We start from the raw sequence: 19,803 nt of genomic DNA on the forward strand, positions 1-19,803 counted from the left end.
GCTCCCTTCACGGGAGCGCGGATTGAAACATCAAGCACGTAGTAGCAACCGACGCCCTCCTGTCGCTCCCTTCACGGGAGCGCGGATTGAAACATGCGGACGATTTCGTATTGGTCGAGGGCGAGTGTCGCTCCCTTCACGGGAGCGCGGATTGAAACTACGTCGGCTGTTGTTTGCTCTCCATCTTGGACGTCGCTCCCTTCACGGGAGCGCGGATTGAAACACCTGTGCCCGGACATCCGCAGAAAGACTTGTGGTCGCTCCCTTCACGGGAGCGCGGATTGAAACAGCTTTTGGATGAAATCGCGAGGGATTACGTCGGTCGCTCCCTTCACGGGAGCGCGGATTGAAACAAAATCCCCGTACCATCTCTCCCGCAAAATCATGGTCGCTCCCTTCACGGGAGCGCGGATTGAAACTTCGGCAGCCTGGACAAGGACCTCACCGAAGCGTCGCTCCCTTCACGGGAGCGCGGATTGAAACATTTTGTCAGTGGAAAGCCCGGCGGAGGTAAAACGTCGCTCCCTTCACGGGAGCGCGGATTGAAACCCCTGAAAATGCCGAACTTGGCAGCGTACTCGTGTCGCTCCCTTCACGGGAGCGCGGATTGAAACCCTGATGGGCAACCCGGAGGTGGTGAAGATCTTGTCGCTCCCTTCACGGGAGCGCGGATTGAAACTCCGACATCGTATGCGCTGGACTCCGACATGAGGTCGCTCCCTTCACGGGAGCGCGGATTGAAACTTAGCAGAACCTCGAGTACTGGCGATCACGACTGTCGCTCCCTTCACGGGAGCGCGGATTGAAACCAGAGTACTTGGAAGATGAATTTCCGACATCAGTCGCTCCCTTCACGGGAGCGCGGATTGAAACTTGTCATCCGCCCGAAACGGATCCCGACAAGACGTCGCTCCCTTCACGGGAGCGCGGATTGAAACCTGTATTGGTTTTTGGACTACGTGGGGTTTCGGTCGCTCCCTTCACGGGAGCGCGGATTGAAACCCTATCGGCTCTCATGTGTGGGAGCTGTGGGCAGTCGCTCCCTTCACGGGAGCGCGGATTGAAACTTGGCCCCCGCAAAATCTTTGTCGAAGGTCTTGGTCGCTCCCTTCACGGGAGCGCGGATTGAAACACCTAGTACTAAACGACCGTTTAATAAGTGACTTGTCGCTCCCTTCACGGGAGCGCGGATTGAAACCGGCGGACATGGCTTGTATCGCCTTATTCAATGTGTCGCTCCCTTCACGGGAGCGCGGATTGAAACAATAACACGACCAGTGTTTCCCAAACCTACCAGGTCGCTCCCTTCACGGGAGCGCGGATTGAAACTAACGCCTTCCGTGAAACTCTCCAAGACGACAGGTCGCTCCCTTCACGGGAGCGCGGATTGAAACCCAAACCTACCAGATTTATATCGGTCAAGAATTGTCGCTCCCTTCACGGGAGCGCGGATTGAAACATGGAATCGCGTGGTGAAGGACGCGGAGGGCGGTCGCTCCCTTCACGGGAGCGCGGATTGAAACTCTTCGGCGTGCCGTTTCCTCATCTCGGAGATCAGTCGCTCCCTTCACGGGAGCGCGAATTCAAGGAAAGCGGTGGCTGTTCCCAGGTGGAGAGAACCGCCCCGCTTATGATTTATTCACTAAACTCCCCGCAATCCGACTGGGATCGGATTGCGCTCTGAACTTGACGGCTTGGCGTGCTCGTCTGGAACTGTAGCCGTTCCTCTACATGGCTACTGACGAAACACTTAGCAACGTTCCCCGTAAGACCCGCGTCATCGCGTTTCTAACCTTAGCGGCCATCAAGGTGTTCAGCTTCACCTATCGCTTGCGGGTAGTCGGGCATCCACAGCATCTACTAGGTTTGGTGGATCGAGGGGACTCGGTGGTCGTCGCTTGTTGGCACAATCGCATGTTCTACTTCGCCACCTACATCTACCGCTACTTACTGCGCAACCGTTTCAAGTTAGCCATGATGTCGAGCGATTCGAAAGACGGGGAGATAGGGGCGACCATCGGCAAGTACGCAGGAGCTAAGGTCGTGCGCGGCTCGTCCTCGCGTCGAGGCGCGTCGGGGTTACGCGGCCTGTACCGAGCGATCGTCAAGGACAAGCACTCGATCATCATACTGCCAGATGGCTCCAAGGGACCGGTTTACGAAGCGAAGGTCGGCGTGGCGGCTCTAGCCAAGATGACGGGCAAGCCGATTCTACCGGTATCCTGCTGGGCCAGCGACTATTGGAGAATCCGCTCGTGGGACCGCATGGTGTTCCCAAAACCGTTTTCTCGGATTATGATCACAGTAGGCGATTTGATCGAGGTACCTCGTCGCTCTGACGACGAGGACTTGGAGGTTTTCCGCCAACAGGTTCAGGCTGAGCTAGACGCGTTGGGCTGCCAGGCGGTCGAGCCGTTCAAGAAGGTTTGCAAGTGCATCTAGAGTTCGCATCTGACTAGCCCATGCGCTTTCGCCCCTGTATAGATTTAAGAAATGGCAAGGTCGTCCAGATCGTGGGCGGCACGCTTTCGGATACGTCGGAATCCAGCGTGGAAACGAATTTCGAGTCGCCAATCGCTCCGGCGGACTTCGCCCGCATGTACCGGCGCGACGAGCTAAAGGGCGGGCATGTCATCGCTCTTGGACCTGGAAACAAGGAGGCTGCCCTTTCGGCCCTCGCCGCTTATCCCGGGGGACTACAGTATGGAGGGGGCGTCACTGCGGAAAACGCGAGCGAGTTTCTGGAAGCCGGCGCCTCCCATGTGATCGTGACCTCCTACGTATTCAGGGATGGAAAAGTAGACCTTGAACGTTTGGAGAAGCTTGTTTCCGAAACGGGGAAGGAGCGCCTCGTGCTCGATTTAAGCTGCCGCGCTAGGGACGGGAAATACTGGGTGGTGACGGATCGCTGGCAGCATTTCACGAGCACCTGCGTGGAAGCTGAAACCATCTCGGAACTAGGAAAATACTGCAGCGAATTTCTCGTGCATGGCGTTGACGTGGAAGGGCGTATGAGCGGGATAGAAGAAGACCTTGTACGAATGCTCGGAGCAAATTGCGATTTGCCAATGACTTATGCGGGTGGGGCGCGTTCCTTGGATGACTTGGAGAAGGTGGAGTCTCTAGGCTCCGGAAAGGTCGATCTTACGATAGGGAGCGCCTTGGACGTATTTGGCGGGCAGGTTCCTTATGAGGATGTGCTGGCCTGGCATCGCAGTCGTAATCCTTAGCGAGAGGCATCTACTGAGTGACCTCTTGCGAGGGGAACGGGTGTTGGAACCTACCCGATTTTGAGTGGTATCCGCCCTACAGTAGGTTTCCCTTGGGCCGATCCTATTAAAGAACTCTTGGAGGATCGAATTTATGAAACAGCTCGTTCGCACAGCTCAGACTACGACTTTTAGACTTATTTCTAGGATTGCCCTCACCTCGATCGCTTTGGCGTGGGGGACGACGGCGCAGGGGTCCGATTTCAAGGAAACCGAAACCGCATGGGAATTTAAGTCAGGTCTCGACAAGGCTGCTTTCGCCAAGTCCTTTAACGAGAAGATCAAAGAAGGGTTTCGTATCGCCGACATAGAGACCTACCGGAGCGGACGTTCGACCACAGTTTCTACGATTTGGACGAAGCTCGCCAACGACGAGGTTTGGCAGGTGGAGATGTCGCTCCCGATTACCGACTTTCTCCAGAAGCATGAGAACCACCTCGAAAATGGTTATTCCTTGGTAGAGTTCGAAGTAGATCGCTTCGGGGCTACACTGCACTTTTCTGGCGTTTGGATGAAGGGACAAGAAGGTCTTGAAACGGAATTCCACTTTGGAATGGAGAGCCTTGCCTTCTCGAATCGATACGGCGAGATGGCGGACCGTGGCTTCCGTCTGATAGATTTCGAAGCTTACGAGGCTAATGGCAAATTTCGGCACGCAGGGGTATGGAAGAAGAACACCGGCGGCCATGAGGTACGCTTCTACCGCGGCATCGAGAAGGAAAAATTTGGCAAGGTTGCGGCAGCCCTAGACGAAGGAGGCTTTCGTCTCCTAGACGTCGAAGGCTACCAGTTCGAAGGCGATTTCGTCTTCGGCGCGGAGTGGGTGAAGCGAGCTGAGTGGCAGAAGAGCCAGTACGCATTCGATCTCCTCCCTGACGAATTCTACAACAAGAATTCCATGTACTTGAGCGACGGATACAGATTGACCGAGTTCGAAACCTACGAGAACAACGGAGTCGTGTACTATTGCGGCAGCTGGCTGAAGGGAAATCCGGCCGACTACGTCGCTGAAGAAGCGGCTGCCTCTTCGAAGAAAAAGAAGAAATCGTCGCTGGAGCAATTCCGCAGCGGAAACTAGGTTTCGGTCGCTATTCGGCGATCTGGCCTAGCCAGTCCGCAAGGATCTGGTTGACTCGTTTCGTATCCGAAAGGCTCATGTATGGCGCGTCCGGTTTCTCTCCTGCCACAAGTCTTGCGAAGGTGTCGGCCTCCACTCCATAGAGTTCTCTGCTCTCGTGTCCTCTGATCGTTTCTGCTTGGTCCTGGTCAGCGAGGTGGAGCTCGATACTCCAATCACCGCCATGCGGCGTAACGATCCATGGTTCGGCTACGTCGATCCAGCCTTTGGTTCCGTAGATCCTAACGTGGTTGTTTTGGGCGAGTTGGGTGCTGCAAGAGATTTGGGCGCAGACCCCATTCGAAAAGCGAAGGTTAGCGATCGCGAGCGTATCGGTTCCGCACTGCGTATCAAGTTGGCCCGCTCCGCCGACGCAGGCGACTTCCGTTTCGGTTCCGCCGCTGGCCAAGTCTGCCACCATGCATGCGAAAGAAGCGGTGTACCCGCCGACGTCAAGGATACCCCCACCGCCTAGCTCCTTGGCGAATAACCTTCCTTTCGGATCGTAGGGAGCGTGGAAGCCGAAGGCCGCTTGGACCAGTTTAACGTCGCCAATGATTCCGTCTCGGATGATCTGGGCGACTTTGGCGGTCTGAGGATGGCAGCGGTACATGTAGGCTTCGACCAAGATTACTCCTGCCGCTTTCGCAGCGGCAATGATGGCCTCGGTTTCCTGCATGTTCATAGCGATGGGTTTTTCGCAAAGGATATGCTTGCCGGCCTTGGCTGCAGCGATGGCCATCTCCGCGTGAAAAGGGTGGGGCGACGCGACGTAGACTGCGTCGACGCTTTCTTGGCTGAGCAGCTCGGCGTGGCTACCGTAGGCTTCGCATCCGCCATGTTGTCGGGCGAACGTTTCCGCTGACTCGAGCGAGCGGCTCGAAACCGCCGTCAAGACTCCTGTGTTTGAGCTAGCGATCCCTTCGGCGAAGCGGCCCGCGATAAATCCGGTTGAAAGAATTCCCCAACGTAGTTTTTGCATGGAGACGGATGTTGGGACTGGCGAAATATTTGGCGAGACTTGAAGCAGCAGATCGATAGAATTTCGTTTGCATTTCGATCGGCATCGGTCTCCTTCGGAGAATGGATTTCGAGATATGGCGATGGGCAATGTTTGCGCTAGCAGCCTTGATCATAGGTTTGAGCAAGAGTGGAGTGCCCGGGCTCGGAATCTTAAATGTAGCAATTTTCCAGATACTGCTGGAATCGAAGGAAGCGGTCGGTTTCGGTCTGCCCTTGCTGATCGCAGGCGACCTTTGCTCGCTACTTATCTACCGTAAACATGCCGAATGGAAGCATGTGTTCAGATTGATTCCTTGGGCTGTCGCGGGGGTGATCATCGGCTGGTTGACTTTGGGAGCCATGCGGGAAAACCAGGCTAGGCTAGTTATCAGCATCGTGCTCGCGGTGATGTTGATCTTACATGTGATCCGGGAAAAGTATCCACGCCTTGTGAGCGCCGCCCTGCCGCACAGCTATGGTGCCGCTGCGACAATCGGAGTGATCGCCGCATTCGTTTCGACGTTAGCCAATGCTGCAGGACCGATCATGATCTTGTTCCTCTTGTCCATGCGATTGCCGAAGATGGCCTTCATGGGCACAAGCGTCTATTTCTTTACCTTCCTCAACATTTTCAAAGTCCCGTTCCTGCACCAGCAAGGCTTGGTGAACTGGGGCAGTTTGGAGGCGAACTTGAAGCTTCTCCCTTTCGTGATCGGAGGCAGCGTCTCGGGATACCTCTTCGCTCAGAAAATCAGCCAGGCATGGTTCGAACGGATCGCCTTTTGGCTGACAGTTGCAGCGGTGGGCTACATGCTATTCATTTCATTTTAAACTATGGCACGAAAAGGAGTTAGGGATTTGTGGAAGGCTAAGGTCGCTGGCAAGCCAGTGGGCTCCAACCTCGGAGCGATGGCTTCGCTCGTAAAAAAGAAGTACGTCGGCACGATTTTAGGAGTCGATCCGAGCTTGCGAGGCTCCGGTTTTGCAGTGATAGAATTCGCCCCGGGCGGCCGCCAAACGCTCCTCCGAAGCGAGACCTTGAAGCAAAATGCGAAAGTAAGCATGCCCCAGTGCCTAGGGCGCATCTGCGAGAAGATGCTCCATATTCTGGATACATACCACATTGACGTAGTAGCTCTCGAGCAGACGATTTACGTGCAAAATTTCCAAACGGCCCAAATCCTTGGAGCCGCCCGTGGAGCTGCCATCGCGGCCGCGGCGATGCGAGGCAAGGAGGTTTTCGAGTATCCGCCCCTCCGCGTGAAGCAAGCGGTCGTGGGCAATGGCAGAGCCAGCAAGGAGCAAGTTGCCAAGACGATCCGCACCATGCTCGGACATGGTGCATTGCTCGAACTGGACGAATCAGACGCGGCTGCCGTTGCCATGACCCATGCCTACACGGGTTAGATTTCGACGGCTTTCAGCGGCTCGGGATCGATGACCTTGACGGGGTGGTCTGCCGCTTCCAGGGCCTGGCTGAACCAATCGCGAGCTCCTGGGTCACCGTGCGTGAGGACGATGTTTTTGGGCTCTGCAGCGAGGGCGAACTCCAAAATCTCATCGCGATCCGCGTGTCCGCTCATTTCGTAGCGGTTGACCTCCGCTAACACGGGGCATTGGTAGTCAAGAACGTCGAACAAAAAGGTCTCGCCTGGTTTCGTGTCCAGAAGCTTGCCGCCCGGCGTGTCGGGATCGCAGTACCCAACGAAGCAAATCGAGTTTCGCGTGCTCGCCAAGATAGTGGAAGCCAGCTGGTAGCTCGGTGTGCGCTCCACAAGCATGCCGCTGCTCAGCACGAAAACGCCAGGCTCTCCGGGCTCCTTCCCTGGGACCAGCTTGCGGGGAGGGCGTTTGAGGCGAAGTTCCTTGGTGACCTTCCGCGTGTACGAAATCAGTTGGGTACGCTTGGTGATGTGATCGAAATAGTCTGCGATATCGAGCCCTAGGCCCGCCCCGTAAACGGGACACTTGGGAAGGCGTCCGTCTTTGCGGGCGTCGTTGAGGAGGGTGAGCAACTCTTGCATGCGGCCAAGAGCGAAAACGGGGATAAGGACGGATCCGCCGCGACGGATCGTATCGCCGACTTGCTTGAGCAGGCGTTTGACTTCACTCTCGCGGGTTGTGCCTTCGGTCCTCTCGGTTTCGCCACGAGTGGTTTCGATAACCATAGCATCGAACTTCTTCGCTTTCGGGAAACGGGCCCCGTTGAGGACGCGCTGGTCGTCGAAAAGTACATCGCCCGTGAAGAAAACGGTCTTGCCGCCGTGCTCGATCTGAAAGCCGCCTGCTCCGGCCACGTGACCCGCTTGGTAGAGCGTGATGGTGATGGCTTCACCCTTGTGGTTGAGCTGGAGCGGCTCCTTGTACTTGAGCGGCTCGAAGCGACTCCCGATCCCGTCGATATCGTCGTGCGTAAAAAGTGGATACTCTGGAATCCGCTTCTCCTCCTTTTGCCGCTTCATGACGTTGCAGGAATTGTGAAGCATGCGTTCGACCAGCATTTGACTGGGCAAGCTCATGAATACGCGCGCCTTAGGATGCTTGCGGAGGAGGACCGGGAGCGAGCCGATATGGTCCAAGTGGCAGTGCGTCACGATGACGAAGTCGATCTCCCGATCTCCGATATGGTCAAAGTGAGGCATGGCCGCGTTTCCAGTCAGCTTCGGGTGGAGACCCGCATCGACTACGAAGGTGTAGCTCCCCGCTTCGACGAGCAGCGAATTTGAGCCAATGCCTCCCTCTCTATTTAGGTCCGTGATTTTCATGCCTACTGAAATTGGCTGGATGCAGAGGGAAAGCCCCGTAACGGTCAAGGCATTTGAAGACCGCCTAAACGGACTCGCCAGAAGGAGTTGCAAGGTGCTTCAGCACATGCGATGCAGCGAAAAATCCAAAGGTGCCGGTTAGGTGAGTAGCAGCTCCGTAACCACTGGAGCAGTCCAGCCTTACACTCTTCGGTCCATCGTCTTCGCCTTCGATGTCGCACGTTTCCGGATACATCGGCTCTTCAGGAGAGAATACGCAGTCGATGTTAAACTTGCGCTTCTTCAGGCGAGGGAAGTCGTGCTGTTGACGAAGTTGCTTGCGGACGCGCTTGAGTAGTTGGTCGTTAATGGACCGGGCGAGGTCGCAGATCTGAATCTGCGTGGGATCGACACGGCCCCCCGCCCCTCCGATTGTTAGAACCGGAATTTCGAGTCGCTTACAGGCAGCGATGATCGAAACCTTGTGGGTCGTGCTGTCGATGGCGTCGATGACATAGTCGAACCTCGGAGCGAGTATCTCGTCGACGTTTTTGGCGGTAAGGAAGGTATGCAGCGTCGTGACCTGACACTCGGGGTTGATCGCCCTGCAACGTTGGGCCATGGTCTCGATTTTCGAAGCGCCGATCAGGCCGTCGAGGGCGTGGATCTGGCGGTTGATGTTGCTCTCGCAGATGTCATCTAGGTCGACGAGGGTAAGCTTGCCGATACCGCTGCGGGCAAGCGCTTCGACAATCCAAGAGCCGACACCGCCAATACCGACCACGCAGACGTTCGCTCGCCGAAAGCGTTGCAAGGCAGCTGCTCCGTAGAGCCTGCCTATCCCGCCGAAGCGAAAGTCGAAGTTTGCCTGCATGTCTGCCATCTTATCCTAGAAAGTGGCTGACCTTAGTGCGGAACTTCTGGGTTCTGGCAAGTACGGTTTTCAGCCCGAAAAATTGGAGTAGGTAAGCGCTTTGACTTATTTTCTCCAGCTGTAGGTCAGCAAGATCTCTCGCGGCTCGTCGATGGTGACGAGTCCGTTGGTAGCAATGCCGGTGACGTTCTCTTCGTCGAAAAGGTTGGTGACAGCCAGAGATAAGCTGCTGTTTTCGTCAAGTCGGAGGCGGGCTCCAGCCGAGAGGTCGGCAGTAGCTCCCAAGCGTCTCGTATTGCTGAGGTTTTCCCAACTGCGATCGTACCAACGGTAGTTCGTCCAAAGCGCGAGCCGCTCTGTGGCGGACCAATCCAGCGACGCAACCGCCTTCCAAGGTGAGGATTGCGGAAACGAGTTTCCGACCAATTCCCCCAACTCATCGCCTCTGATTTCAGTGTCGGCGTAGACTGCAGTGAGCGAAGCGTGCACCGTGTCTGTAAGCTGTTGCGATGCTTGTAGTTCAAACCCAGATACGCGGCTACGGTCGAGATTCACGCGAGCGCTTCCGGAGCCACCCTCGGGAATGAAGCCGAAGCGTGGATCAAATCCGGACTCGGTGGTGAAAAGCGCGTTCGCGACCATCTCTTCAGCTTCATATGAAAACGCGGACAGCCGAAGCTTGCTCATGCCGTCGGTAGAATCTCTTTGAACGGACACTTCCAGGCCTTGGTGCCGCTCGTTCGCGAGCTCGGGATTGGCTTCAGTGATGTCGTTTCGAACCCGGAAGGGACGGTAAAGCTCGTTTAGGGTAGGGGCTCGATAACCGCTGAAGAGAGCGACTTGAGTTGAGACTGTTTCAGAAAAGGTGTGTACCCAGTTCAGGTTTCCGCTTAGCACCGTGTCGCTGTTATCTGGATACTGGTCATCGAGAATGATGGAATTTGTTTCCGTATTGGTTTCGGTGCGTTGCCCCGACCTGCGGCTCACCTCTTCGAGGCGAGCGGTGAAGGAGAGCTTATCATCGGCGAGAAACTGCGAGTCCACCTGCGTGAAAATCCCGAAGAACTCCTGCTCACCTCCTGCATAACGCTCGCGGGTGAAGCCCGCTCCCAAATTTCGGTAGCGTTCGTTTACCGAGCCTTCTATGAGTCGGAAGTCGACTCCCGCTGCATAGCTCGTCCTTTGCTCGCTGTCACTACGGTAAGTGATAGCCCCACCGATCGCTTGGGCAGGCACGTCGTATTGGTCGAGAGCAGGACTTTCAGAGCTGCGGTCGTCGTCCACAGAGGCGAAGACGTTCTGGAAGTCGCGATCTTGCAAGTAGAGGCTCAGGTTGAGCGTAGCGGCTTGAGATGGAATTTCTCGCTCGGAAATCAGGGAGAGATCGAGCGATTCGGTGCTGTTTCGGCCGACAGGCGTTCCGTTGCCACGCTCTTCGTCTAGCAGGCGCAGGCTTATTTGCGAATTCCAATAGTCGCCCGAGGTCCATGACAGGCGAGAGTTCAGGCTCGTGGCGGTAGAGTTAGCCGGTTCGTCAACGGCGCCGCGCTGAGACTCGAGCAAAGTGTGAAAACCGTCGGTATCAGAATGGTGTATGCCTAAATCGAATACCGCCTCGTCACCTACCTTTTCGGCGGCGTAGGCCTTTATGTCGTAGCGGTCGGAGCTGCCGAGGCTTGCTTCGAAAGAGCGAGCTCCCGGCGCTGCTTCCCTAGCGATCATCGAAACAAGTCCGCCGGATGCCATGTTCCCCCAGGTTTCGCCGATACCGCTAGGATGTATCATGAGGGCTTCGACTTGAGATAAATCATACTGGTTCCAATAGATCCACGCACCGAAGGGATCGTTTTGCGGAACGCCGTTGTAGAGCACGAGCGAGCGCGATGTGGCGTTGGCTCCGAAGTTTCGCAGCCGGACCCCTTGCGTCGTTGGATGGGCGGCTATGGAATGCGTCCTTCGATACGAAGCGATGCCAGGGTAGAATGCGAGGGCATCTGAAATGTCACGAAATTGCCCTAGCTCGAGATCGGGTAGTCCGATCGTCGATACGGCGGCTTGAGCGTAGTTGCCAGCCGCCGATATCCGATTGGCGTTCGCCACGAGAGGATCCAATTCGAAGGTCTCCGGCTCTGACTGGCCAGAGGCAAAAGTTGCGAAAAGGATGGCTGCTATGAAAATCGAGTTTGCTCGCATAATAGTAAAAGGCAAAAGCGGGAACGAACGAGGTCGAGCTCACGATTGCCCTTGAGTTCAGTTGTTTGCTGTCGCCACTGAGCGATGGCCGTTCAGTAAGGACCCCGGATCTGATCGCGCACCTCAGATTTGTAGAAGCCGCGCAATGTTTGGTGAAGCTCTGCAGAAAGCTTTGGGAGATCGGCAATCGCTGCGTTTCCACGAGCCTGTTCAATACGAGTCGCTCCGGGAATAACCACCGAAACGGCCTCGTGATCTAGAATCCAGCGGAGGGCCATTTGGGCGAGGTTCATGCCCTCTGGAACGAGTGGTTTCAACTGGTCAGCCAACGAAACACCTTTTTCGAAGGGTAGGCCGGCAAATGTTTCCCCAACGTTGAAGGCTTCACCATCCTTGTTGTAGTTGCGATGGTCCGAATCGCCAAAACGCGTATCCACCGAAAACTTACCGGAAAGCAGCCCGGATGCCAATGGCACTCGGGCGATGATGCCTACTTGCTTCTCGATCGCTAAGTCGAAGAGCTTGCGGATAGGCTTTTGGCGGAAGACGTTGAAAATTATTTGCAGGGAGGTGAGGGCTGGTGCCTTTTCGATGCAGAGAAGGGCCTCGTCCATGGATTCGACAGAAGCGCCGAAACGTTTAATCTTACCCTCGGCTACGAGTTTTTCGAGGATGGCCCAAACCTCGTCGCCGCGCATGACCTCGGTGGGGATACAGTGCAACTGCACAAGATCTAGGGCGTCGGTCTTGAGGCGCCTGAGAGAGTCTTCCACTTTGGAGCGGATTCCCTGTTCGGTGTAGTTGTCTGGGTAGAGGTCGCCGAGCCGACCGAGCTTTGTGGCGACGAATATCTCGTCTTGAAGGCCAGCTTGCGAGAGGAAGTTGCCAATGATTTCCTCGGAGCGTCCGCCACCGTAGACGTCAGCGGTATCAAAGAAGGTGACACCGCTGTCGACGGTCGCTTTCAGGATGGCGGTCGCCTCCGCTACGTCGAGTTCTCCCCAGTCGCTGCCGAGCTGCCAGCAGCCGAGGCCGACGCGTGAAATATTGGTTTGGTCTTTGCCGAATGGATTGAATTGCATATCCGGCACCCTAATCCGCTCGTCGCATTGAGCAAACCCAATTGGGAAGCGGCTTTCGCTCTCACAGAAGAAAAGCCTGGTCGCTCCTTTCGAGAGAGTCCGCTCGGACCTTGACAGGGTGGCCGAGAGCGGTTGTGTTCCCCATCCTCTGATGAAGATTAACGTCCTAACGAAGCTACGACTTAGCAACCTAGACAGCCTATTTCTCGCTTAAGAATAGGGGCTGTCGGGACGTACGGATGTATCATCGCTCCTCTGTGAGGTAGCGCGAAAATCGGAATTACAGAGTATCGGCCCGGCATTTTTTGGGATTGCCCCTCCCATTTAGAGACGTTCGTTTTCACAACCGATAAAATGCCATGCAAAAAAAGCCCATCAGTAAGTACCGAGCCTATCCGGTAATTGATCTGCCTGATCGCCAATGGCCAAGTCGCACCATCGACAAGGCCCCTATCTGGTGCAGCGTAGACCTACGCGACGGAAACCAATCCCTCGCCATCCCGATGAACGTCGAGGAGAAAGTGGAGCTTTTCAAAACACTAGTAGGAATCGGCTTCAAGGAAATCGAAGTGGGATTTCCTTCCGCCTCTGAAACGGAGTTCGCTTTTCTCCGTCGCCTTGTATCGGACAACTTGATACCGGATGACGTGTCAATCCAAGTCCTTGTGCAGTGTCGCGAACACTTGATACGCCGCACGTTCGAGTCCCTGGAAGGCGTGAAGAGAGCCATCGTACACATCTACAATTCTACAAATCCGCTCCAGCGCCGCGTGGTTTTCGGTTCGTCCAAGGACGAGATCCGCGACATCGCCGTGGAAGGTGCCCGATTGGTTAAGGAGTTGGTACCAACCTTGCCCGAAACGGAAATCGTTCTCCAATACTCACCGGAAAGCTTTTCCGATACGGAGTTGGAGTTCTCGCTGGAGTGTTGCGAGGCGGTGGCCGACGTTTGGGAACCGACTCCCGAGCGGAAAATGATCTTGAATTTGCCTGCCACGGTTGAGCTTTTCACTCCAAACGTACATGCCGACCAGATCGAGTGGTTCTGCGGCAAGTTCTCCCGCAGGGACAGCGTGATCGTTAGCTTGCACACGCACAATGACCGCGGAACAGGTGTCGCCGCCACCGAGCTCGGCCTCTTGGCTGGCGCTGATCGGGTGGAAGGGACGCTCTTCGGCAACGGCGAGCGTACTGGAAACTTGGATATCGTAATCGTGGCATTGAATATGTACACGCAGGGACTCGATCCTGAATTGGATTTCTCGAATCTTAACGATATCCGGGAGGTCTACGAACGCGTCACAAAAATGGATGTGCCACCGCGCTCTCCGTACGGCGGTGATTTAGTGTTTACTGCTTTCTCCGGATCCCACCAAGACGCGATCAAGAAGGGTTTTGCTCAGATGCCGACAAACGAAAAGTCGCTCTGGCAAGTCCCATACATGACGATCGATCCGAAAGATCTAGGGCGGAGCTACCGCGCCATCATTCGCATCAACTCCCAATCCGGAAAAGGCGGAGTCGCCTACATCATGGAAAAGGAGTACGGATTCAACATGCCTAAAGCCATGCACAAGGAGCTTGGCGCCGTGGTAAACGCGATTGCTGACGAGACGGGCGACGAGATCACCCCGGCCGGCGTTTACGAGTGCTTTCAAAACGAATACATTCGGCTACGTGAACCTCTCGACGTGATCGAGTACCGTTCGGAACGCGTCGACGACCACACGGTTGAAGGCTGGGCGGTCGTTCGCCACGATGGTAAAGAAGTGAATCTTCGCGGCACCGGCAACGGTCCGATTGCAGCCTTCGTCGATTCCGTCGCCAACATCGGCTACTCCGACTTCGAACTGCTATCGTACAGCGAACACTCGCTCTCCAAAGGGGCACGTTCTGAGGCCGTCTCCTACATCGAGCTCAAGGGTCCCGCCGGAGTCAGTTGCTTCGGAGCAGGTATCGACACGAATATCTCGATGGCGTCGATTCGCGGAGTTGTCAGTGCCTTGAATCGCTTGATCAAAGCAAAGTAAACTTCAGCGCAATACACTTTCGAAGGCCCGGTCTCATTTGAGGTCGGGCCTTTTTCTCGGAGTTTTCGACGGGCTGCAGACGCGCACGAGCGGAAAACATGCTGCGTTTGAAAAGTCCTTCGGGGATTTATCCGGAATTTAGGAAGAAGAGTTTGGGGAAGATACCCTAGAACGGCCTCGCGAGGTCGCAAATGCTCCGAATGCGGCAATCTTTGTGAGAAACTACGGAAGTTTGACTTAGGCCTCTAGCGTATAATCCGAAGTAAACTTAGGTAGCTTTATTAGTTATCCTACTAATCCAACTCTCTAATTCCAAACGAAACGATGATTTCCCACAAAATCACCGCGAGATCGCCTTCTTGTGCGACCGCTAGAAACCTTTCGGTCAATGTCCACGACGTGACTGGGACCGCGAGCCAAGCATGCTAATGAACAAGCAGCAGGTTATCGACTTTCTGACCACCGATTTCTCCTTGGCCAACTTGCCGGATTCGTTCATGCAGCTGCGGCGCATCGCGAACGACCCGCATTCGGATATTGCAGACGTGGTCGAGGTTGTCCGTAAGGACACAGAATTGGCTGCCAGCCTCCTGAAGCTGTCGAATTCCTCGATTTACAATAACGGCAGCGAACAGGTCGGCACGATCGAAGAGGCGGCCCAGTTGCTAGGCCTTCGCAAAGTGGTCGAAAGCTCTTTGGCGCTGGGGATAATCCAAGAGGTTAAGATCGACAGCGAGCAATTTGACCTCCGGTGCTACTGGAAGAGAAGCCTGTCAGTGGCCACGATCGCAGAGGATGTCTACTTGGCCGCCCCTCGCTACCTAAAGACGATCATCGATCCCAAGATGCTCTACACGGCTGGACTTCTACACGACATTGGGATGTTAGCTCTCATCCAAGGTTTCACCGATGAAATGGCGAGGATTGTCGACTTAGCGGTTTGTCAAGGTCTTCCCATTCAAGAGGTTGAGCAGCGCGAGTTCGGTTTTACGCACCAGGATGTTGGGCGGATTCTCTTCAAGAAGTGGAACCTTCCTGAGGAACTACAGAGCGTAGCCGGCTATCACCACAACCCTATCGAGCTAAGGCGTCGCCTTCTTTATCCCTTGGTAGATTTGGTCTACATCTCGGACTATATTTGCAGCGTATGCAGCGACCATACAGCAAGCGCCTTCAAACCGAAAATGTACGAGGAAGTCTGGAAACGCTCGGGTATCAGCCTAAGCCTCATCGAAGACTTTGCCGATCGCATGGACGAGGTTTACGCTTCGACCAACGCCATACTGACCTGCTAGCGGCAATCGCCGCACACGCCGTAGAGTTCGAGGACGTGCGTCACCTCGGTGAAGCCTAATCTTGTGGCCAAGGTTTCGAGCTTCTCGATTTCGCAATGGTCGAGCTTCTCCGCCTTATGGCATTTACGACAGATAATGTGGTGGTGATGGTGCTCCTCCGCATTGAGCTCGTATAGCGACTTGCCCGATTCCGTGGGGATTCGGGTGGCGATCCCGGCGGCTTCGAAAATCTCCAAATTGCGGTACACCGTCACGAGATCGTAGTTTCCCGCACCGAGGGCGATATGGGCATCCTCAGCGGAGAGCGGCTTCTGGCTGTCGACCAAAAGACGTAGCAGAGCTTTGCGCGGCTCCGTTATGCGGTACCGATCTTTTTTCAGTGAGCTAATCGCCACTTCGTAATCTTGCTTTGGCTTTTCCATCTAGCGAATACGGAGAAAAGTAGTACCGCCACTGAGCTCCTCAATCAAAAAGGGCGATCCGTTGTGCTTTGCATTGCTTGGGACTTGATTCGGTCGGCAGGCTAAACGACTTTCAGGATTCTTCGAGCTAGGCTCGCAAATCTCCCTCATTTCCTCGAATCGGTTTTCCCATCCAAATGCGCAGTCCATACCGTATCGTCCTCCCGCTTCTCGTATTCGCGGCGACAGTTTTCCTTATCACCCTGGTTGCCAGGCAAATCTTCGAAAAGAGAGGCGCCACGCTGAATGTCGATATGCCGGCGATTCCAGAGGCTGGTGAATTGCTTCCCGACGAGCGAAACACCATAGCCATTTTCCAGAAAGCGTCTCCCTCTGTCGTTTTCGTATATAACCTGCAAAACCAGTTCGATCGCCGGACCTGGACCGTATCCGAAGTCCCGCAGGGCTCCGGATCAGGATTCCTTTGGGACAAGTCAGGACATATCGTGACCAATTACCACGTGGTGGCGGGCGCAAATCGCATAGCAGTCACCTTGATCGACGGGAAGACGTACGAGGCGGTGAAGATCGGCGAAGAGCCCAAAAAGGATCTCGCGGTCCTGAAGATAGACTTGCTCGGCACGAATATAACGCCCTTAGGCGAAACGGTCGCGGACTCATCGAAAGTGATCGTAGGGCAAAAAAGTGTCGCTATCGGAAACCCCTTCGGCCTCGACCACACGCTCACTGTTGGCACCATTTCCGCCCTCGGGCGAAGCATGGCATCCATCGTGCAAAACGTGACCATCCGGGACATGATTCAAACCGACGCTGCTATCAACCCCGGCAATTCCGGCGGCCCCCTTCTGGACAGTCACGGACGTCTCATCGGAATGAATACGCTAATTCTGCGTAATTCGACCGGGATCGGCTTCGCCGTGCCTTCGAACACGATTTCGCGTATCGTCCAGCAGATCATCAATTTTGGCGAGCCGGTGCGCTCGGGAATTGGCATCACCGTGGTTAGCGACGGTTCCTTTGTACAGCGTCTCGGGCTCAAGGGCGTCATGCTCCAATCGGTCCAGGAAGGGTCACCCGCAGAAGCAGCGGGGCTTAAGGGCTTGGAGCTGAATCGTAATGGGCGTATCGTATTGGGAGACTTGATACAATCAATTGACGGTCAATCGATTGAAACGGTTGACGACCTCTACCACCTCTTCGACCAGAAGCGGGAAGGAGAAACGGTGACCATCGTCTTCTTGCGTGAGGGACAGCAGTTTACCGTGGATATAACGTTGGTCAGGATCTAGAGCTCTCATCGAGCTAGCCGTTTTTGGACGATTATGACAGGCTATCGTTGAAAACTTTCGAGAGTGCCATACATATATAGCTGGCGACTCAGAACTCAACCCAACCTTATATGAATACATTCACGCTAAGCAGTAACGATCTCGGAGGAAACTTCACCCAAGAGCAACTCGCCGACATATTTGGATACAAAGGAGGCAACGTCTCCCCGCACCTTGCTTGGGAGAATGCTCCTGAAGGCACGAAGAGCTTCGCGGTTCTCTGCCATGACCCCGATGCGCCGACGCCCAGCGGTTTTTGGCATTGGGCGGTATTCGATATCCCAGCAAATGTAAGCGAACTCCCCAGCGGGGCCGGAAACCCACAGGCTGACAAACTTCCCGATAAAGCTTTCATGGCAGAAGTAGACACGGGCATGGCGGCTTATTGCGGACCTTGTCCTCCTCTCGGGGACTTCACGCATTCGTATTTATTTACTGTATACGCACTCGATGTAGAGACATTGGGCATTACTCCGCAGACGCCCTTGGCTCAAGCAACCTTCATGATGGTGATGCAGCACGAGCTAGCGAGGGCTTCGCTCGTGGCTTACTACAAGCCTAAGAAAGGTTAGGCGACACTGGGGAATTCAGCAGGGATTCGATTTCTGGCTTAGTGTATCTCCTCTGGAATCTCACGATAAAACATCACAAGTAGGATCGCGAGGCTAAGCACCTCCTCAGTGAGCATGGTCAAAGAGGACAAGGGGCCCACTTCCCAGGCGAGCAGCAGGTAGGACGTTCCGAAGACTACGATGAGGCCGAGAGTAAAGTGAGCCGACAGGCTGACGGGCTCTCTCCAAGACGATCGCAAGTGGCGGACCCAGCTAAAAAACTGGTAGCTGGCCAAGATGAAGATGATCATAGTCGCGATACTGTATTCGCTCAGTTCGGGAATTATGATAAACGCGTCGTAAGCGCCATGGGCAATCACCGCGAGGCCGAATGTAGAGACCGCTGAGTTGATGTAAGATCCGCGATAGATGAAAGCTTGGGTGAGTGTAAGTCCACAAATCCCCGTAAGTGAAAGGTGAAAGAAGTTTGCGGTGACGAAGCGTCCGAAGGCATCCATCCCAAGGCTGTTTTCGAAGTAGCTGATATTCTCTTCTATGGCAAAACCAAGGCCTACCAAACTGGCGACTACCAGTATTTCCATTTCGTTCTTTCGCTTTGCCAAGAAAGGAATCAAGGGCACAAAACAGAATAGCTTCAGAACCTCCTCCCGCAATCCGATGCCCGCAAAGCAATAGATAGCTTGGCCTATGAGGTCGTCTCCCCGCACGAGGCCGAGCTGCTCTTCCTGGAAGTAGATCGCAAGGATGGTGAGGTGGGCGGAAAGCGCCCCTAGCAACAATGCAGGAATTGCCAGTCGAACTGCACCCGAGGACCAGCTCAAGGGACCAAAGAACCTTAGTAACAAAGTGGCCCATGCGACGCCAGCAACCAGGGCAAGGATTAACATAGAAGGCTGCGTGTCTCCGTAGGCTATAGGTAATAGGGTGCTGATAAGGACAGGCCAGTCCATGGTCAGCAGGGCGATGTCCCGCCGAAGGAAGCTATCGATCAAGGGTGCGTATTTAGGATCCGATTGCAGCTCCTTTAGGGGGTCGAGCAAGTTATGACGGCGATAGAAATCGACCAGCAATGTTCTCGACGCGGTATTCGAATGGTTCTTGACCTCAGCTTTGGCTGCTTCGATAGCCAACCCATTTTTTGAATACGTCGTGTAGAAAAGCGATAGGGCGAAATTTGCGTAGGGCGGAGGAGGGGTGGACCGGACGAGCTCGAACAGTGGCTCCGCCGCATCCGCAGATCTGCCTCCGATGGCATGGCTGAAGGCAACGAGGATCTCGTAACCTTCCTCGCTCACATTGGACAACTGGTCCGCTGGCGGGAGAATCGACTGATTCCGGCGACCGCCGATCGAAAGCAAGTACTGCAATGCGTAGAGTTTTTCTTCGAAAGATCTGCTACGCAGAAGCTGGTTCTTCAGCTTTTCTTCGAATCTAGCAGTGTTAATGGCGATCTGAGATCCACCGTCTTCCGCCGTCAGAAAGAGATCCGCGTGCGTGACGCTCTTCGACTCGACCGGCTTGAGCTTCCAAATTACGGTGCCCAATAGCGCAATCATAAGTATGAGGATAGCCGAGCTCTTCCAGAGAAAGCTGGAGCTACGGGTTAGTTCGTAAAGTTGATTCTTGTTCACTCGCAAGTAGGCCGTGTTGAGGATCGATGTTAGTCAACCGCTTGTGGAGTCTTCGACAAGTTCAACTGCTAGGCGAACTTTTACTGACAGGAAGCTAAAATCAGAAAGACGGCCGATTCCAGAACTGTAGGGTGTGAGTGCCCTGAATTTTCAAATAGCTGTCGCATCCACATATCCACTACATGCGAGCATGCTCTTTGATCCGTCTTCTGCGGACTGTCAGGCACGTTTTGTCTCCCCAGCG

Annotated in this window: 16 protein-coding genes and 1 CRISPR repeat array; of the genes, 9 read left to right on the forward strand and 7 right to left on the reverse strand. The window is 54.8% G+C overall.

Annotated elements, in window-relative coordinates; all coding sequences use genetic code 11:
* A CRISPR array of direct repeats spans positions 1-1,589; the repeat unit is 29 nt; unit sequence GCTCCCTTCACGGGAGCGCGGATTGAAAC.
* Positions 1,590-1,731: 142 nt separating this feature from the next.
* The 3 genes from QEH53_RS22030 (at position 1,732) to QEH53_RS22040 (ending at position 4,347) form a co-directional block, all read left to right on the forward strand.
* Positions 1,732-2,442, forward strand: coding sequence for a lysophospholipid acyltransferase family protein (locus QEH53_RS22030; protein WP_309025393.1), 711 nt, complete (start codon positions 1,732-1,734; stop codon positions 2,440-2,442).
* Between the two features lie 20 nt (positions 2,443-2,462).
* A complete protein-coding gene (gene hisA / locus QEH53_RS22035; RefSeq protein WP_309025394.1) occupies positions 2,463-3,230 on the forward strand; it encodes a phosphoribosylformimino-5-aminoimidazole carboxamide ribotide isomerase in 768 nt (255 codons plus the stop codon).
* 133 nt (positions 3,231-3,363) lie between these two features.
* Positions 3,364-4,347, forward strand: coding sequence for a hypothetical protein (locus QEH53_RS22040; protein ID WP_309025395.1), 984 nt, complete (start codon positions 3,364-3,366; stop codon positions 4,345-4,347).
* Positions 4,348-4,357: 10 nt separating this feature from the next.
* Here QEH53_RS22040 and QEH53_RS22045 read toward each other — a convergent pair whose 3' ends face one another.
* Complete coding sequence (locus QEH53_RS22045) at positions 4,358-5,368, reverse strand: Gfo/Idh/MocA family oxidoreductase (RefSeq protein WP_309025396.1); 1,011 nt, start codon at positions 5,366-5,368, stop codon at positions 4,358-4,360.
* Between the two features lie 101 nt (positions 5,369-5,469).
* Between QEH53_RS22045 and QEH53_RS22050 the strand changes: the two genes are divergently transcribed.
* Positions 5,470-6,219 (forward strand): sulfite exporter TauE/SafE family protein, encoded by a 750-nt coding sequence (locus tag QEH53_RS22050; RefSeq protein WP_309025397.1) that lies wholly within the window; start codon positions 5,470-5,472, stop codon positions 6,217-6,219.
* Between the two features lie 3 nt (positions 6,220-6,222).
* Positions 6,223-6,795, forward strand: coding sequence for a crossover junction endodeoxyribonuclease RuvC (gene ruvC / locus QEH53_RS22055; protein ID WP_309025398.1), 573 nt, complete (start codon positions 6,223-6,225; stop codon positions 6,793-6,795).
* Here ruvC and QEH53_RS22060 read toward each other — a convergent pair.
* The 4 genes from QEH53_RS22060 to QEH53_RS22075 all read right to left on the reverse strand — a co-directional run bounded on the left by QEH53_RS22060 (position 6,792) and on the right by QEH53_RS22075 (position 12,281).
* On the reverse strand, positions 6,792-8,153 hold the full coding sequence (locus QEH53_RS22060; protein WP_309025399.1) for an MBL fold metallo-hydrolase: 1,362 nt from the start codon (positions 8,151-8,153) through the stop codon (positions 6,792-6,794). The two genes, ruvC and QEH53_RS22060, sit on opposite strands and share 4 nt — an antisense overlap.
* Positions 8,154-8,217: 64 nt before the next feature.
* Positions 8,218-9,015, reverse strand: coding sequence for a tRNA cyclic N6-threonylcarbamoyladenosine(37) synthase TcdA (gene tcdA / locus QEH53_RS22065; protein ID WP_309025400.1), 798 nt, complete (start codon positions 9,013-9,015; stop codon positions 8,218-8,220).
* Between the two features lie 96 nt (positions 9,016-9,111).
* Positions 9,112-11,199, reverse strand: coding sequence for a TonB-dependent receptor (locus QEH53_RS22070; RefSeq protein ID WP_309025401.1), 2,088 nt, complete (start codon positions 11,197-11,199; stop codon positions 9,112-9,114).
* A 92-nt stretch (positions 11,200-11,291) separates the two neighbouring features.
* The gene (locus tag QEH53_RS22075; RefSeq protein ID WP_309025402.1) at positions 11,292-12,281 is read right to left on the reverse strand and encodes an aldo/keto reductase; all 990 of its coding nucleotides are present in this window, start codon (positions 12,279-12,281) and stop codon (positions 11,292-11,294) included.
* 359 nt (positions 12,282-12,640) lie between these two features.
* Here QEH53_RS22075 and leuA point away from each other — a divergent pair, with 359 nt between their 5' ends.
* Together leuA and QEH53_RS22085 are read left to right on the forward strand one after the other, a co-directional pair.
* Entirely contained in the window at positions 12,641-14,311 is a 1,671-nt protein-coding gene (gene leuA, locus QEH53_RS22080; RefSeq protein WP_309025403.1) for a 2-isopropylmalate synthase, read from the forward strand.
* Positions 14,312-14,739: 428 nt separating this feature from the next.
* Positions 14,740-15,606, forward strand: coding sequence for an HDOD domain-containing protein (locus QEH53_RS22085; RefSeq protein ID WP_309025404.1), 867 nt, complete (start codon positions 14,740-14,742; stop codon positions 15,604-15,606).
* Here QEH53_RS22085 and QEH53_RS22090 read toward each other — a convergent pair.
* Positions 15,603-16,028: a Fur family transcriptional regulator gene (locus tag QEH53_RS22090; RefSeq protein ID WP_309025405.1), complete on the reverse strand. Its 426-nt coding sequence runs from the start codon at positions 16,026-16,028 to the stop codon at positions 15,603-15,605. The genes QEH53_RS22085 and QEH53_RS22090 overlap by 4 nt on opposite strands.
* A gap of 176 nt (positions 16,029-16,204) precedes the next feature.
* Between QEH53_RS22090 and QEH53_RS22095 the strand changes: the two genes are divergently transcribed.
* Both QEH53_RS22095 and QEH53_RS22100 read left to right on the forward strand, forming a co-directional pair.
* Positions 16,205-17,317, forward strand: coding sequence for a trypsin-like peptidase domain-containing protein (locus QEH53_RS22095; protein ID WP_309025406.1), 1,113 nt, complete (start codon positions 16,205-16,207; stop codon positions 17,315-17,317).
* Positions 17,318-17,427: 110 nt separating this feature from the next.
* Entirely contained in the window at positions 17,428-17,928 is a 501-nt protein-coding gene (locus QEH53_RS22100; RefSeq protein WP_309025407.1) for a YbhB/YbcL family Raf kinase inhibitor-like protein, read from the forward strand.
* 38 nt (positions 17,929-17,966) lie between these two features.
* Here QEH53_RS22100 and QEH53_RS22105 read toward each other — a convergent pair whose 3' ends face one another.
* Entirely contained in the window at positions 17,967-19,484 is a 1,518-nt protein-coding gene (locus tag QEH53_RS22105) for a PrsW family glutamic-type intramembrane protease (RefSeq protein WP_309025408.1), read from the reverse strand.
* Positions 19,485-19,803 lie beyond the last annotated feature (319 nt).

The sequence above is a fragment of the Pelagicoccus sp. SDUM812002 genome, from assembly GCF_031127835.1.
GTDB lineage: Bacteria > Verrucomicrobiota > Verrucomicrobiia > Opitutales > Opitutaceae > Pelagicoccus.